This is a genomic window from Pseudomonas sp. PS01303 (genome assembly GCF_029959385.1).
Taxonomy (GTDB): Bacteria; Pseudomonadota; Gammaproteobacteria; order Pseudomonadales; family Pseudomonadaceae; genus Aquipseudomonas; species Aquipseudomonas rustica.
The window spans coordinates 1-16064 of sequence record NZ_JASCPK010000030.1; the positions used below are offsets into that span (position 1 = coordinate 1).

At 58.8% G+C, this 16064-nt stretch carries 11 protein-coding genes; 7 read left to right on the forward strand and 4 right to left on the reverse strand.

The window, feature by feature from the left end:
* The first annotated feature begins 343 nt into the window (after positions 1 to 343).
* The 6 genes from QMX93_RS11565 (at position 344) to QMX93_RS11590 (ending at position 6859) form a co-directional block, all read left to right on the forward strand.
* Positions 344 to 1585, forward strand: a complete 1242-nt coding sequence (locus tag QMX93_RS11565; protein WP_282355860.1) for an SfnB family sulfur acquisition oxidoreductase — start codon at positions 344 to 346, stop codon at positions 1583 to 1585.
* Between the two features lie 36 nt (positions 1586 to 1621).
* Entirely contained in the window at positions 1622 to 2815 is a 1194-nt protein-coding gene (locus QMX93_RS11570; RefSeq protein WP_159811989.1) for an SfnB family sulfur acquisition oxidoreductase, read from the forward strand.
* Positions 2815 to 4173 carry an LLM class flavin-dependent oxidoreductase gene (locus tag QMX93_RS11575; protein WP_282355863.1) on the forward strand — a complete coding sequence of 453 codons (1359 nt, stop codon included), beginning with the start codon at positions 2815 to 2817 and terminating at the stop codon, positions 4171 to 4173. Before QMX93_RS11570 ends, QMX93_RS11575 begins: the two co-directional genes overlap by 1 nt.
* 118 nt (positions 4174 to 4291) lie before the next feature.
* Positions 4292 to 5101, forward strand: a complete 810-nt coding sequence (locus QMX93_RS11580; RefSeq protein ID WP_159811987.1) for a MetQ/NlpA family ABC transporter substrate-binding protein — start codon at positions 4292 to 4294, stop codon at positions 5099 to 5101.
* 2 nt (positions 5102 to 5103) lie between these two features.
* Complete coding sequence (locus tag QMX93_RS11585) at positions 5104 to 6225, forward strand: ATP-binding cassette domain-containing protein (protein ID WP_282355870.1); 1122 nt, start codon at positions 5104 to 5106, stop codon at positions 6223 to 6225.
* Positions 6215 to 6859 carry a methionine ABC transporter permease gene (locus QMX93_RS11590; protein ID WP_282355873.1) on the forward strand — a complete coding sequence of 215 codons (645 nt, stop codon included), beginning with the start codon at positions 6215 to 6217 and terminating at the stop codon, positions 6857 to 6859. Before QMX93_RS11585 ends, QMX93_RS11590 begins: the two co-directional genes overlap by 11 nt.
* A 65-nt stretch (positions 6860 to 6924) precedes the next feature.
* Here the strand turns inward: QMX93_RS11590 and QMX93_RS11595 are convergent, their stop codons facing one another.
* Positions 6925 to 9663, reverse strand: coding sequence for an RHS repeat-associated core domain-containing protein (locus QMX93_RS11595; protein WP_282355875.1), 2739 nt, complete (start codon positions 9661 to 9663; stop codon positions 6925 to 6927).
* Between the two features lie 225 nt (positions 9664 to 9888).
* Here QMX93_RS11595 and QMX93_RS11600 point away from each other — a divergent pair, with 225 nt between their 5' ends.
* Complete coding sequence (locus QMX93_RS11600) at positions 9889 to 10515, forward strand: class I SAM-dependent methyltransferase (protein ID WP_282355877.1); 627 nt, start codon at positions 9889 to 9891, stop codon at positions 10513 to 10515.
* A gap of 141 nt (positions 10516 to 10656) precedes the next feature.
* Here the strand turns inward: QMX93_RS11600 and QMX93_RS11605 are convergent, their stop codons facing one another.
* Genes QMX93_RS11605 through QMX93_RS11615 form a run of 3 tightly spaced genes read right to left on the reverse strand, consistent with a single transcriptional unit; the run spans position 10657 to position 15928 of the window.
* Positions 10657 to 13767 (reverse strand): efflux RND transporter permease subunit, encoded by a 3111-nt coding sequence (locus QMX93_RS11605; protein WP_212546431.1) that lies wholly within the window; start codon positions 13765 to 13767, stop codon positions 10657 to 10659.
* Positions 13764 to 14828, reverse strand: a complete 1065-nt coding sequence (locus tag QMX93_RS11610; protein ID WP_159811981.1) for an efflux RND transporter periplasmic adaptor subunit — start codon at positions 14826 to 14828, stop codon at positions 13764 to 13766. The genes QMX93_RS11605 and QMX93_RS11610 overlap by 4 nt, the downstream gene beginning before the upstream one ends.
* Positions 14825 to 15928 (reverse strand): efflux RND transporter periplasmic adaptor subunit, encoded by a 1104-nt coding sequence (locus QMX93_RS11615; RefSeq protein WP_053116500.1) that lies wholly within the window; start codon positions 15926 to 15928, stop codon positions 14825 to 14827. The genes QMX93_RS11610 and QMX93_RS11615 overlap by 4 nt, the downstream gene beginning before the upstream one ends.
* Positions 15929 to 16064: the final 136 nt, after the last annotated feature.

Below are 16064 nucleotides of genomic sequence, written 5' to 3' on the forward strand. Positions count from 1 at the left end.
ATCCCCGATGGGCTGCGCAGCAGCCCCATTAGAAGCGGGGCCGCTGCGCGCCCCATCGGGGATGAATCCCCTCACCACAAAATCCAATCACCACAGAGCGCGTGTCGGTAAAGAAATATTGTTAACCAACCCGACCATCACCCCTTCTATGCATATTCCTAAAAGTTAGTTTATTTAATATTTATACACGCTTAGGGTATATGAACCGGACCACCGGACATTCTTTCGTTCGCCGCACTTTTGCGGCGTTTTTCATAAGATGTGAGGTAGGTAGTATGGTCCGGAACACAATCACCCCAGTGCAGATCGCCAGGGCATTGCGTGCAGCCAAGGAGCGGCACTGATGTCCAGTCTGGCAGACGCAAACGTCCAGTCGGATCTGGACATCGCCCCGTTGTTGTTGCCCGCGCAGGTTTTGCGCAACGACGCACAAGCCATCAAGGCCGCCCATGAGCTGGCGCAAGTTGCCCGCCTGCAGGCCGCCAAACGCGACCGGCAGCGCAAGCTGCCGTGGTCGGAAATCGAGCAGTTCACCCGCAGTGGTTTAGGCAGCATCGCCATCCCGCGCGAATACGGTGGCCCGCAGGTTTCATTCGTCACCCTGGCCGAGGTGTTCGCGATCATTTCCGCCGCCGACCCGGCGTTGGGACAGATTCCGCAGAACCAGTTCGGCATCATCAATCTGGTGCTCGGCAGCGCCACCGAAGCGCAGAAAAAACAGCTGTTCCAGAGCGTTCTGGAAGGCTGGCGGATCGGCAATGCCGGCCCGGAACGCGGCACCAAAAACACCCTGGAATTGAAAGCGCGCATCACCGCCGACGGCGACGATTACGTGATCAACGGCCAAAAATTCTATTCCACCGGCGCACTGTTCGCTCACTGGGTCGCAGTCAAAGCGCTCAACGATGACGGCAAGCAAGTGCTGGCCTTCGTCCGTCGCGGCACCCCGGGTTTGCGCATCGTCGATGACTGGTCGGGTTTCGGTCAGCGCACCACCGCCAGCGGCACGATTTTGCTGAACAATGTTCGCGTCGAATCGAGCCTGGTCGTCGACAACTGGAAGATCAACGAAATCCCCAACACCCAAGGCGCGGTGTCGCAGCTGATTCAAGCAGCGATCGACGCCGGTATCGCCCGTGGCGCCATCGACGACGCCATCGATTTCGTCAAAACCCGTGCACGGCCATGGATCGACGCCAAAGTCGAACGCGCCAGCGATGACCTCTACGTGATCGCCGACATCGGCAAACTGAAAATCGAACTGCATGCCGCCGAAGCGCTGTTGCGCAAGGCCGGCAAAGTGCTCGATCAGGTGCACGCAGCACCGCTCACCGCCGAATCCGCCGCGCGCGCTTCGATTGCCGTGGCCGAAGCGAAAGTGCTGACCACCGAGATCTCCCTGCAAGCCAGCGAAAAGCTGTTCGAACTCGCGGGCAGCCGCGCGACCCTCGCCGAATTCAACCTCGACCGTCACTGGCGCAACGCCCGCGTGCACACGCTACACGACCCGGTGCGCTGGAAATATCACGCGGTCGGCGCCTATCGCCTCAACGGCACTCTACCGGCTCGCCATTCCTGGATCTGACGACCGCACACTTTCTCAAGTGCAATGGAGAAACCTATGACTTTTTCCCATCACGTCGCGGTCATCACCAGCGATGAACAAGCCCTGATCGTCGCCAGCGACCTGGCCGAAGACTTCAAACGCGACAGCGCCGTGCGCGACCGCGAACGACGCTTGCCACTGCCGGAGCTCGATGTATTTTCACGCTCCGGTCTGTGGGGCATCAGCGTGCCGAAGGAATACGGCGGCGCTGGCGTGTCCAACGTCACCCTGGCCAAAGTCATCGCCCTGATCGCTCAGGCTGACGGCTCGCTCGGGCAGATTCCACAGAACCATTTTTATGCACTGGAAGTGCTGCGGGTAAACGGCAGCCACGCGCAAAAACAACGGCTGTACGCCGAAGTACTCGCCGGCCAGCGCTTCGGTAATGCATTGGCGGAACTGGGCACCAAAACCGCCCACGATCGCGTCACCAGCCTCAAACGCGACGGCGACGGTTATCGCATCAACGGCCGCAAGTTCTATGCGACCGGCGCGATTTACGCGCAGCGCATCCCGACCTCGGTCGTCGATGAAAACGGTGTGCAGCAACTGGCGTTCGTCCCGCGTGACAGCCAAGGGCTGAGCGTGATCGACGACTGGAGCGGCTTCGGCCAGCGCACCACCGGCAGCGGTTCGGTGGTGTTTGAAGACGTCTATGTCGCAGCTGAAGACGTGTTGCCATTCCAAAGCGCGTTCGAACGTCCGACCACGGTTGGCCCGTTGGCACAGATCCTTCACGCCGCCATCGACACCGGCATCGCCCGCGCCGCGTACGAAGACGCGCTGCACTTTGTGCGCAGCAAAACCCGGCCATGGATCGATTCCGGCAACGACAAAGCCACCGAAGATCCGCTGACCCTGAAAAGCTTCGGCCACTTGAGCATTCGTCTGCACGCCACCGAAGCCTTGCTCGAACGCGCCGGCGAATTTCTCGACGCTGCACAAGCCGAGAGCAACGCCGAAACCGTCGCTGCGGCATCGATTGCCGTCGCCGAAGCCCGCGCGATCAGCACTGAAATTTCCCTAGCCGCCGGCAGCACATTGTTCGAACTGGCCGGCAGCCAGGCCACGCTGATTGAGCACGGCCTCGACCGTCACTGGCGCAACGCCCGCGTGCACACCCTCCACGACCCGGTGCGCTGGAAATATCACGCCGTCGGCAACTACTACCTCAACGATGAAAACCCTCCACTGCGAGGGACGATCTGATGAGCGCGGCGAAAAAGAAGATCTTGCTCAACGCGTTCAACATGAACTGCATCGGCCACATCAACCACGGCTTGTGGACGCATCCACGCGACACCTCGACGCGCTACAACACCATTGAGTATTGGACGGAACTGGCGCAATTGCTGGAGCGCGGGCTGTTCGACGGACTGTTCATCGCTGACATCGTTGGTGTGTACGACGTCTATCAGAACTCGGTCGATGTGCCGTTGAAAGAGTCGATCCAGTTGCCGGTCAACGACCCGCTGCTGCTGGTTTCAGCGATGGCCGCCGTGACCAAGAACCTTGGCTTCGGTCTCACCGCGAATCTCACCTACGAGCCGCCCTATCTGTTCGCCCGGCGCATGTCGACGCTCGATCATTTGAGTCGCGGCCGTGTCGGCTGGAACATCGTCACCGGCTACCTCGACAGCGCTGCCAAAGCCATGGGCCTCAGCGAACAAGTCGAGCATGACCGTCGTTACGATCAGGCCGATGAGTACCTGGAAGTGCTCTACAAACTCTGGGAAGGCAGCTGGGAAAACGGCGCAGTGCTCAACGATCGCGAGCAGCGGATCTACGCGCAGCCGGAGAAAGTGCACAAGGTCGAGCACAAGGGCGAGTTCTATCAGGTCGAGGGTTATCACCTCTGCGAGCCGTCACCGCAGCGCACGCCGGTGTTGTTTCAGGCCGGCAGTTCCGATCGCGGTTTGCTCTTTGCCGGGCGTCACGCCGAGTGCGTGTTCATCAGCGGTCAGAACAAGCCATCGACCAAGGTTCAGGTCGACAAGGTGCGCGCCAGCGCCGTTGAAGCCGGGCGCAATCCCGAGGACATCAAGGTGTTCATGGGCCTCAACGTGATCGTCGGCGCGACCGAAGAAGCGGCGTGGGCCAAGCATGCCGAGTACCTGAGTTACGCCAGTGCCGAGGCCGGCGTGGCGCATTTTTCCGCGTCGACCGGCATCGACTTTTCTCAGTACGAAATCGACGAACCGATCCAGTACGTAAAGAGCAACGCCATTCAATCGGCGACGAAAAACCTGCAGAACAACGACTGGACGCGACGCAAATTGCTCGACCAGCACGCGCTCGGTGGCCGCTACATCACCGTGGTCGGTTCGCCGGAGCAAGTCGCGGATGAGCTGGAATCGTGGATCGCTGAAACCGGCCTGGATGGTTTCAACCTGACGCGGATTGTCACGCCGGAAAGCTATGTCGATTTTATTGAGCTGGTGATTCCCGAGTTGCAGCGGCGTGGGTCGTACAAGACCGCGTACGACAGCGGCAGCTTGCGCGAGAAGCTGTTTCACGGTGCGGCGCAACTGCCTGAGCAACACACCGGCTCTTCGTACCGGCATTAAAAGCTTCGCGAGCAAGCTTTGCTCCTACAAGGCACCACGATCCCTGTAGGAGCTGAGCTTGCTCGCGAAGAGGCCCGACCAGACACCCCAAATTTATGCACTGACTGGAAAAACCATCATGACCAAAAAACTCCTGTCCCACCCAGTCAAAGCACTGGCCCTGGCCCTCGGCCTGTTCAGCTCGACACTCTTCGCCGCCGACGCCCCGCTAAAAGTCGGCACTACCGCCGCCTTCGCCATCCCGCTGGAAGCCGCCGTCGAAGAAGCCTCCAAACAAGGCCTCAAAGTCGAGCTGGTCGAGTTCACTGACTGGATCGCACCCAACGTCAGCCTCGCCGCCGGCGACATCGACGTGAACTACTTCCAGCACATCCCGTTCCTTGAAAACGCCAAGGCCGCCGCCGGTTTTGACCTGGTGCCGTTCGCCCCGGGGATCATCAACAACGTCGGCCTCTACTCGAAAAAATACAAAAGCTTCGATGAGCTGCCAGAAGGCGCCAGCGTCGCCATCGCCAACGATCCGATCAACAGCGGTCGCGGTTTGCAGCTGCTGGCCAAGGCCGGTTTGATCACCCTGAAACCGGGCGTCGGCTACAAAGCCACCGAAGACGACATCGTCGCCAACCCGAAGAAAATCAAAATCCTGCAAGTCGAAGCGGTGCAACTGGTGCGCGCTTATGACGACGCCGATCTGGTGCAGGGCTACCCGGCCTACATTCGTTTAGCGAAGACCTTCGATGCCGGTTCCGCGCTGCTGTTCGACGGCCTCGACCACAAGGAATACGTGATCCAGTTCGTCATCCAGCCGAAGAGCAAAACCGATCCGCGCCTGATCAAATTCGTCGACATCTACCAGCATTCGCCAGCCGTTCGAGCGGCGCTGGATAAGGCCCACGGCAAGCTGTATCAAGCCGGTTGGGAAAGCTGAGCATGACGGCCGCGATCCAACGGCGACTGGAAATTCCAGAGCCACACAATGCTGAAAAAACCGAACTGCATCCGGAACTGAATCGCGCTCATGTGCGCTTCATCGGTCTGGGCAAAACCTACAACGGTCGACAAGGCCCGGTCGCCGCGTTGCAAGGCATTGATCTGGCGATTCAGCGCGGTGAAGTGTTCGGCATCATCGGTCGCAGCGGCGCCGGCAAGTCGTCGCTGATCCGCACCATCAATCGTCTGGAACAACCAACGTCGGGGCGCGTGTTGATCGATCAGGTCGACATCGGCGAGTTCGATGAAGACCGCCTCGTGGCGCTGCGCCGACGCATCGGCATGATCTTCCAGCACTTCAATCTGATGTCGGCCAAGACCGTTTGGCAGAACGTCGAACTGCCGCTGAAAGTGGCTGGCGTACCGAAAGAGCAGCGCGAGAAAAAGGTGCGCGAATTGCTCGAACTGGTCGGCCTGCAAGAAAAGCACAAGGCCTATCCGGCGCAGCTTTCCGGTGGCCAGAAACAGCGCGTCGGCATCGCCCGCGCGCTGGTGCATGACCCGGATATTTTGCTCTGCGACGAGGCGACTTCGGCACTCGATCCGGAGACCACCCAGTCGATCCTCGGCCTGCTGCGCGAGATCAACCAACGCCTGGGCCTGACCATCGTGCTGATCACTCACGAGATGGCAGTCATCCGCGAAATCTGCGACCGCGTCGTCGTGCTTGAGCATGGCCGCGTCGTCGAACAAGGCCCGGTGTGGGAAGTGTTCGGCAATCCGCAACACGAGGTCAGCCAGACCTTGCTCGCGCCGCTGCAACACGCCTTGCCGGAAGAATTGCAGAGCCGTTTGCACCGGCAAGCGCCTTCCCCCGACGCAGCGGTGGTGCTGCGTTTGCAGTTCACCGGCAGTGCCAGCGACGAACCGGATCTGGCGGCACTTTTTACAGCCCTCGGTGGCCGGGTGAAGCTGCTGCAGGGCGGCGTCGAACGGATTCAGGGGCATGCACTGGGGCAACTGTTATTGGCCGTTAGCGGCTCAGCATTCAGCGCCGAACAATTGCGCGAACGCGCCGCACCGTGGGCGCAACGAGTGGAGGTGTTGGGTTATGTGGTTTGATCGCTTGTTGCAGGGGTTTATCGACACGTTTCTGATGGTCGGCGTGTCGTCGCTGATCGCGCTGCTGGTGGGGATTCCCATGGCGGTGATTCTAGTCACCAGCGACAAGGGCGGTATCTACGAAGCACCGCTGTTGAACCGTGCGTTGGGCGCGTTCGTGAACCTGTTCCGCTCGATCCCGTTTCTGATTCTGATGGTCGCGCTGATTCCGTTTACCCGGTTGATTGTCGGCACTACATACGGAGTCTGGGCGGCGGTTGTGCCGCTGACGATCGCGGCGACGCCCTTCTTTGCGCGGATTGCTGAAGTGAGTTTGCGTGAGGTTGATCATGGTCTGATCGAGGCGGCGCAGGCGATGGGGTGCCGGCGTTGGCACATTGTCTGGCATGTGCTGTTGCCGGAAGCGCTGCCGGGAATTGTCGGTGGGTTCACGATTACAGTGGTGACGATGATCAACTCATCCGCCATGGCCGGGGCGATTGGTGCGGGCGGGCTGGGGGATATTGCTTATCGCTACGGGTATCAGCGGTTTGATAGCCAGATCATGCTGACGGTGATTGTGTTGCTGGTGGCGTTGGTGGCGGTGATTCAGTTGGGTGGGGATCGGTTGGCTCGGGGGTTGAATAAGCGCTAATAAAACTGTGAATAATGACTGTGGCTAGGGGGAAGTTCCTTAGCCATGGACGATCCATATTCGAATTAGCGCCCCGCCCTTGCCATTATTGAATCGAACTTTTCTCCGAGATCCATAGCAGCATAAGCCAAAGAGTCCGCATTTTTCGCCGAAATCTGCGCTTGGAGGCGCCTGTCACTATTGAAAATATGGGCCGCATCGTCGAGTCGCATAAGCTCGCTTTTCCCATACAGCATCACGTCCTCTATCGAGTTATCTCCTTCTACCGTTTCAATGTAATGAACTGAATAGTTTTTAAGACCTGCGATTGCTTTGAACATAGCCTCCGCATCATCAATATCACCTGCTTTCAGGCCCGTACCGCTTAGAATTTGTTTAGAATCCAGCGCCGGATTATCTTCTTCAAGATAGAAAAAATCTTTAGATCCCGCTCCTTGTCGCCCGATTTGGAGATCCGCCCCAATATGGGTGACCTCGTGGATCAATGTCGCCGCCTGGTATCGCGGTTTAAAATCATCATCAAAAAAATTTTCAAACACACTGATTTTTTGGGTACTTTCTTTCCAGTGAGCTACCGTAGCTGTTCTTCTAACTGGCTCTTTAACGATTTTACCTTGTGCGCTATCAATCATCATTCCAGCGTATTGACCAAGAATGTTTTCTGTTTGAGACCAGGCTTGGATCACTGAATCATGAACATCATCATGGCTATCACCAAAGTATGTTTGCATGATTTTGTTCGCCACTTGGGGCATTGAGTCAAGAAGATAACGAGCTCGGGCTACAGTATCTCTGCCTGATGTCAATGCATTAAGAATTATTCGGCCTTCGCTTTCCGACAACAACCCATTAGCGTCCCGTCTTGTGCCGGGATTGTTCCTGACCATTGCGTACAGGTTCAACCCATCGATGTCACCCGCCGGGTCCGCACTAATCCATCTTTGCAGCCACGGCGCATAATACCGAAACCCATAATAATAAAACCCGGTCACATCCCGTTCCTTCCCCGAAAAACGAATGCTTTTGTATTTCGCGCCCAACGCATTGTTGCTCGCCCAACACGCCGTACGGCCAAACGGGTAGTAGTGTTCCAGACTCAATATCCCCGCGTTCTCATTCAACTCCATCGAGCTGGAACCAAGATGATCACCGAGGCTGTAACCCCATTGATCGCTTTCAGCACCTTCGGGCCAATGCAGTAATCGCGCGTGGTTCCGCCCAGCGTCGACACTGACTACATGCCGCTCTATACCGTCGACTTCGCGATGAATCTCAAGACCCGGTAGATAACGCAATTCTGCAATCAGGGTTTGCCCGGATGCCCGACTGATTTGCGTCTTACGCAACCGATGCCCCGGCTGATCGTAGATATAACACTCAGAGTCATCCGCCTCAGCCCCACGCTGTACCAACGTCACCCGGCGCAACTCATTGCGCACATTCCACGCCATGGCCTGCCCACGCTGCAATTCCAGCTGATTACCCGCCGCATCAAATCCAAGCGTTATCTGCGCCTCTCCCGGCAGGGATCCATCGTCAAGCTGCGCCAGACTCCGATTGCTGCGCGCGGAGGTGAACATCGAAAACCCAGGCGCGCCACTGTGATGCCGCGTGATCAGGTTGCCTGCCGCGTCGTAAGCAAACGTCTGGGTGTAGTTGCGCCGCTGAGCGGGATCCAGCGGCAAAGGCAGCAGATCGGGTAGCGCCGGGCCATGGCTCGGTTTGCTGACCTCCCAGCCTTTGGCTTCGACCAATTGGTACAGGCTGTCATAGCGATATCGGCTGACCGGCTCGATGCGCTGGCCGTTGAAGTGGCTCACGGTTTGGCACTTGTCTTCGAGCTCGACAATATTGCCCACCGGATCGTAGGCGTAATTCAAATCTTGCAAAGGCTGTTGCCCTACGACACCTGCGAAAAGCCTCAGCAGGCGACCATCCTCAAGGCTGTAATCTACGCTTGAGACTACGCCGTTGCCGGCCATTTCACTTTCGATCTGATCTTGGGCGTTGTAACGAATTTCGCTGATAACGCACTGTGGATGCTGGCCTTCACCGGATTGCAAAAGCCATGTCGCAGAGGATTTTCCCGCCACGTTGAAATGGAAAATTTGTGTATTACGCGCTGCATCGATCTGACGCTGCACCTCGCCCGTTGGATAGAAAGCGTATCGGGTGACGTAGGCTTTTTCTTCGAGAAGTTCGTCTCGGGCGTCCAGTAGAAGCGGCCAGTCCGGCGCATCCAGCTCAATGAGAAACCGTCGAGACTCCTCCAGCACTGCACCCGACAAACCATAATCGCCGAGGAACTGGCCACCGCCCGGGTCGTCATGCCGGATCAGTTGCCCACACTGATTGTGCTGGGCAAAACTCTCCGTGGCGTCGGCATAAGTCCAGCGCTCAACCACCTGAGGCTGCTCGCCATAAGCCTGCTCCGTCAGCGCTACCGGACGCTGCAATTCATCAAACTCACGACGACATTGGCTACCCCGTGCATCCCAAAAAGAACGCTGCGAACCTGCGTCATTGCACAGATTCAACTGCCAACCGGCATCCACGCTGTCCGTGAGCAACACCTGACCGCTCAAGGCGTAAACGGTGCTCAGATTCGGTTTCGGCGCGGCTCCCCACAACCGGGGATCCCACGCCGCTACTTCGCGCCCCGCCTCATCGAACATCTGCCGGGTGATGCGCGGTTCGACGTCGGGTTTGTCCGGGTGCTGGCAGTAGGCAACGCTGCGAATCGCCAGTGCTCGCGGGTCGACGACGGACAGGGTGGGATGAGGTGAGTGCTGAGTCGCCTTCATGGCTGTGAACGTCCTCCAGACTTAGGGGTAGCCTGAAGGTTTTTTCATCGGGTCGATACTGTAAGAAGTAACAGGTCGGTATTGAGGCAAGATCAAAAGATCGCAGTCTGCGGCAGCTCCTACAGGATCGAGGTCGACCGTTGCATGAACGCCTATAGGAGCTGCCGCAGGCTGCGATCTTTTCGCTTATAGTCGGCACATCTCTCCCTGAACATGCACCCGACCATGAAGCAGACTCCCACCGACCTCGAACAGATCACCGCCACCACCCTCGGCCACTACAACTCGGTAGCCGAAGATTTCCGTGAAGGCACCCGCGATCACGATGTCAGCCAGAATATTGATGCACTATTGCGGCATATTCAGGGTTCAGCGCCGTTCACCGTTCTGGATTTCGGCTGCGGGCCGGGGCGGGATTTGCAGACGTTTACGCGTATGGGTCACGTTGCGGTGGGGCTGGATGGCTCTGAGGAATTTGCGCGGATGGCGCGTGAGGACAGTGGCTGTGAGGTATTGCAGCAGGATTTTCTGAAGCTGGATCTCCCGGCTGAACGCTTTGACGGGATTTTTGCCAATGCGGTGCTGTTTCATGTGCCGTTGCAGGAATTGCCGCGGGTGCTCAAGCAATTGCATGGCGCTTTAAAACCCGGTGGGGTGTTGTTCAGTTCCAATCCGCGCGGGGATAACCGTGAGGGCTGGAACGGGCCGCGTTATGGCTCGTATCACGATCTGGCGGCGTGGCGCGGGTTGTTGACGGCGGCGGGTTTTGTCGAGCTGGAGCATTACTTCCGGCCGGCGGGGCTGCCGCGTGAGCAGCAGCCTTGGTTGGCCAGCGTTTGGCGTAAGGGTTGAGTCGGGTCAGGGAAAGCCCCTCACCCCAGCCCTCTCCCGAGGGGAGAGGGGGCAGATTGGGTGATATTGAAGACGTATACCGACTTGATCCAACTTCACTGAATCCATAATCGACCCGATCCTTCAGGTCGATGAATATCTTCAGACGCCACGGTCAGTCCCCTCTCCCCCCGGGAGAGGGTTAGGGTGAGGGCCGTTGTTGACTTGATCTTTTTTCGGCTCGCGAATCTTGTACCACGCCACATACAGCGCCGGCAGGAACAGCAGCGTCAGCAGCGTCGCCACGACAATCCCGCCGATCATCGCGTAGGCCATCGGCCCCCAGAACACTTCGCGGGCAATCGGGATCATGCCCATGCTCGCCGCCGCAGCGGTCAGCAGGATAGGCCGGCGTCGATGCTCGGTCGCTTCCACCACCGCATCCCACGGCTCATAGCCTTTGCGTTCGAATTCATCGATCTGCGTGACCAGAATCACCGAGTTGCGGATGATGATGCCGATCAGCGCGAGAATCCCCAGAATCGCCACGAAGCCCATCGGCGTACCGGTCGGCACCAGCGCCAGCACCACGCCGATCAGCCCCAGCGGCGCGACACTCGCCACCAGGAACATCTTCTGCACGCTGTGCAACTGGATCATCAGGAACGTCGCCATCAAGAACAGCATCAATGGCAACACCTTGGCGATTGGCCCTTGGGCCTTGCCGCTTTCCTCGACCGTACCGCCGGTGGCGACTTTGTAGCCGACCGGCAGTTTTTCAGCGAAGGCATCAATCGATGGCTTGAGGATTTTCACCAGGTCGGTCGGCTGAATCTCGTCTCGCACCGAAGCCTTGATGGTGATGGTCGGCAAACGATCGCGACGCCACACCAGCGGTTGCTCCAGTTCATAACGAACCGTGGCGAAGGCGAGCAATGGAATCGAGGTGCCGCTCGGCGTGACAATCTGCAGGTTCTGCAGGGTTTCCGGAGTGCCGCGTTCGGAATCCACCGCACGACCGACCACGTTGATCAGGTAGATATCGTCATCGACCTGGGTCAACGGCGAGCCACTGACGATGCTGTTCATCAGGTTGGCGACGTCTTCGGACGACAACCCAAGCTGGCGCGCCTTGTCCTGTGCGATGTCGATGCGCAGGACTTTGCCCGGCTCGTTCCAGTCGTAAATGATCTCGCCGATGTGCGAGTTTTTATCCAGTTCGGTGGCGAGGTCGATGGCGTGCTTGCGCACTTGATCGATGTCCTTGCCGCTGACCCGGTACTGAATCGGACGCCCTACCGGCGGGCCCATTTCCAGTGCCTGCACGTAGCTGCCGATGCCGACGAACTCTTTGCGCAGACGTTCACGCAGCCGTGCGCTCAGAGCCTCGCGAGACTCGAAGCCTTTGCTGACGATCACCAGTTGCGCGTAGTACGGGTTTTGCAATTGCTGGTCGAGTGGCAGGTAGAAACGGATCGCGCCCTGACCGATGTAGGTGCTCCAGCGCACGATGTCCGGGTCGCCCTTGAGGGTTTCTTCGAGTTTGTCGACGGCCTTGCGGGTTTCGTCGATCGAGGCGTTTTGCGGCAGGTTCAGGTCGACGAGAATTTCCGGACGATCCGAGGCCGGGAAGAACTGGTTCTGCACGAAACGCATGCAGAAAATCGACAGTGCAAACAGCAGCACGGTGATACCGATCGCCCACCAACGGTTGCGCATGCTCCACAGCAAACCGCCGTTGAATGCGCGGCCAATGCGCCCTGGTTCTGCGGCATGGGGTTTCACGTTGGCGCTGAGGATGTGCACGCCGATCACCGGTGCGAAGAATACCGCGACGATCCACGAGACGATCATCGCCACCGCGATCACCGCAAACAGCGTGTAGGTGTACTCACCAGCGGAGCTGGCGTTGAGGCCGATCGGCACGAAACCGGCGACGGTCACCAGCGTACCGGTGAGCATCGGGAACGCGGTCGAGGTGTAGGCGTAGGTCGCGGCCTGCTCCTTGGTCTCGCCCATTTCCAGGCGCGTGACCATCATCTCCACCGTGATCATCGCGTCGTCCACCAACAGGCCGAGGGCGATGATCAACGCACCGAGGGAAATCCGCTGCATGGTGATGCCGCTGTATTCCATGAAGACGAAGACCATCGCCAGCACCAGCGGAATCGAGCACGCCACCACCAGACCGGCGCGCACGCCGAGACTGATAAAGCTCACCACCAAGACGATGATCACCGCTTCGAACAGCGCGCTGGTGAAGCCGCCAACAGCTTCTTCCACCACCACGGCCTGATCGGAAACGGTGTGGATGCCAACGCCTACCGGCAGGTCTGCGGTGACTTGATCGATGCGCTCATGCAACGCCTTGCCGAACGCCTGGACGTTGCCGCCCTTCTGCATGGCGATCGCCAGACCGATTGCCGGTTTGCCGTCGAAACGGAATTCCGGGGTGGCCGGGTCGACGTAACCGCGACTGATCTCGGCGATGTCGGCCAGACGATAGAAGCGATCGTTGAGCTTGAGGTTGACCTCGGCCAGATCTTTCTCCGAGGCGAATTGCCCCGACGTGCGCACGGAAATCCGCTCCGGCCCGGCCTCGATCACACCTGCCGGGGTCACCGCGTTCTGCGATTGCAGGCTCTCTACGACTTGACGCTGATCGATGCCCAGCGCGGCGAGTTTGCGCGTGGAGAAGTTCAGGTAAATCACTTCGTCCTGCTGGCCGACCATTTCGATCTTGCCCAGCCCCGGCACGTTGCGAATCTCCGCCCGCGCCTGCTCCACGTAGTCGCGCAACTGGCGCATGGTCAGGCCGTCGGCGGTAAACGCGTAGACCGAACCGAACACATCACCGAACTCGTCGTTAAACCCCGGGCCTTGAATGCCTTGGGGAAACTGCCCGCGAATATCGTTGATCTTCTTGCGCACCTGGTACCAGATTTCCGGAATGTCCTTGGCACTGGTGGTATCGCGCAGGTACACGTACACCGTCGATTCGCCGGGGCGCGTGTAGCTTTTCACGTAGTCGAGGGAGTCGAGCTCTTCGAGTTTTTTCTCGATGCGGTCGGTGACCTGCTTGAGCGTTTCCTCTTGGGTCGCGCCCGGCCATTTGGTCTGGATCACCATGGTTTTGATGGTGAACGACGGGTCTTCTTCGCGGCCCAGATTGAAGTAGGAAAACACCCCCATCAGCAACGCGACGAACATCAGGTACCAGACGAAGGACTGGTGTTTCAGGGCCCATTCGGAGAGGTTGAAAGAGCCTTTCATTGACTGTCCTCGTCAAGTTTCACTGATTGTCCGGGTTTGAGACTGTTGACGCCGGCACTGACCACTTGCTCGCCGTTCTTCACGCCACCGGCCAGCACCACGGTGCTGTCGGTGCGGCTGACGACGGTGACATCGCGGGGGCTGACGGTTTTGTTTTGGGTGTCGATCACCCAGATCCGTGTTTTGCCATCGACTTCCTGCAACGTGGTTGCCGGCAGTTCGATGCGCGGTTTGATCGCTGAGCTGAGGGTCACGCTGATCGCGGTGCCGAGACGGAAACCTTCCGGCGTATCAGTCAGGGTCAGACGAGCGCGGCGGGTGCGCGTGGCGCTCTGTGCCTGCGGTTCGATTTCGCGGATGACCGCGGTGGTTTTGATGCTGGGATCGAGTTGCGCAGCGACCAGAAACACCACGTCCTTGGGAATCTGATCGACCAAAGTGTCTGGCAGATCGATCACCGCTTCTTTGATGTCCGGTTGCGCCAGCGTCACCACTTGTTGACCTGCCGTCACCACTTGCCCGGCCTCGGCGTTCCACGCGGTGACCACGGCTTTGTGGTCGGAACGCAGTTCGGTGTAGCCGAGTTGATCCTTGCTCTGATTGACCGCCGCCCGCGCCTGATCGAGTGAGGCCTGAGTGGTTTTCAGGTTAGTGGTGGCCTCGTCGAGTTGCGCCTGCGCGCCGACGCCGCGATCAAACAGCGCTTGCTGACGTCGCGCATTGGCTTGTGCGTTGATCAGTTGCGCTTCGATTTTTGCCAGATCGCCCTGCGCCGAACGCAGCTGATTTTGTTGATCGGACGGGTCGAGGGTGGCGAGCAGCGTGCCCTTCTCCACTTCGGTGCCGACATCGACGTTACGGCTGGCAATGCGCCCGCCGACACGGAAACCGGTGTTGCTCTCGTAACGCGCCTGAATGCTGCCGGCAAAGCGGCCGAGGGTTTCTTCGTTCAAGGCCTCTACCTTGACCGACAACACCGGGCGCACCGGCTCCGGAGGCGGCTCCTTCTTGGAGCATGCCGCGAGCAACAGCCCGACGGCCAACAGCCCGAAACGCTTCATGGCTGCGCTCCCATTTCCAGATCCTTGTAGGTGTTCTCGGCAATCTCTACTTTCATGCCCGGGTGCAATAACTGGCCGCCGGCGATGATGACTTTTTCGCCGCCATTGAGACCTTCGCTGATGATCACTTTGCCGGTCAGGTAACGGCCGACCGTGACCGTGTGCAATTGCGCTTCGCCCTTGTCGTCGACCAGCCACACAGCGGGGTCGCTGACATTTTTGGTCAGCGCCGACCACGGCAAAGCCACCGCCGATTTGCCGGTGCCCTTGGCCGTCGCGCTCACTACCGAACCGAGTTGCATGCCCGGCGGCAGTTTGTCGAGGGTGACTTTGACTTGCACGGTGCCGGACTGCGCGGACACCGACGGGGTGATTTCGCGCACGGTGCCGGTAGTTTTGATCTCGGGATTGTCGAGCAGGCTGACGGTGATCTTGTTATCCGTCGGCCGCTCGGCCAGCAGCGACTCGTAGACGTTGAATACCGCATCGCGATCGCCGTCGCGGGCCAGACTGAAAATCGGCGCCGTGGCTTGCACGACCTGGCCAACTTCGGCCTGACGCTCAGTGATGACACCCGGCGCATCGGCAATCAGCGAGGTGTAGCTGAGCTGATCCTTGGCATTGGCCAGTTGCGCCTGAGCCGCGCTCAAGGCGCTTTGGCTACTGCGCAACGCGGCTTGCGCGGTATCGAATTCGCTTTGGCTGGTGTAGCCCTTGGGCAGCAGTTTTTGCTGACGCACAAACGCCGCCGCGCTCTGCTTGACCCGCGCCTGTTCGGCGACGACCTGAGCCTGAGCGGAATCGACGTTGGTCTGCAAATCCTTGGGATCGAGTTTGGCCAGCACTTGCTTGGCCGTGACACGGTCGCCGACATCTACTGAACGCTGGATGATTTTGCCGCCGACGCGGAACGACAATTCTGTCTGCACGCGCGCCTGCACATCACCGGTCAGTGTCACCGAGGCCGCGTAATCCGCGGGTTTCACCTCTTGAACAAAGACTCTCGGCAGGTACTCCTGGGGAGCCTTCTTTTCGCCGCAAGCGGTCAGCAAGGCAATGGCGCTCAAAGCCATTACCACTTTAATTCCGGGACCCGCCATGCAGACTCCTTGGCATTTTTAGACGATCAGGACGATACGACTTCAGAGCTTAGAACAGGGTTCAACCATTGCTCATGCGAATAACAGATTAAACACCGAAGGAGCTGCCGAAGGCTGCGATCTTTTGCTTTTTTGC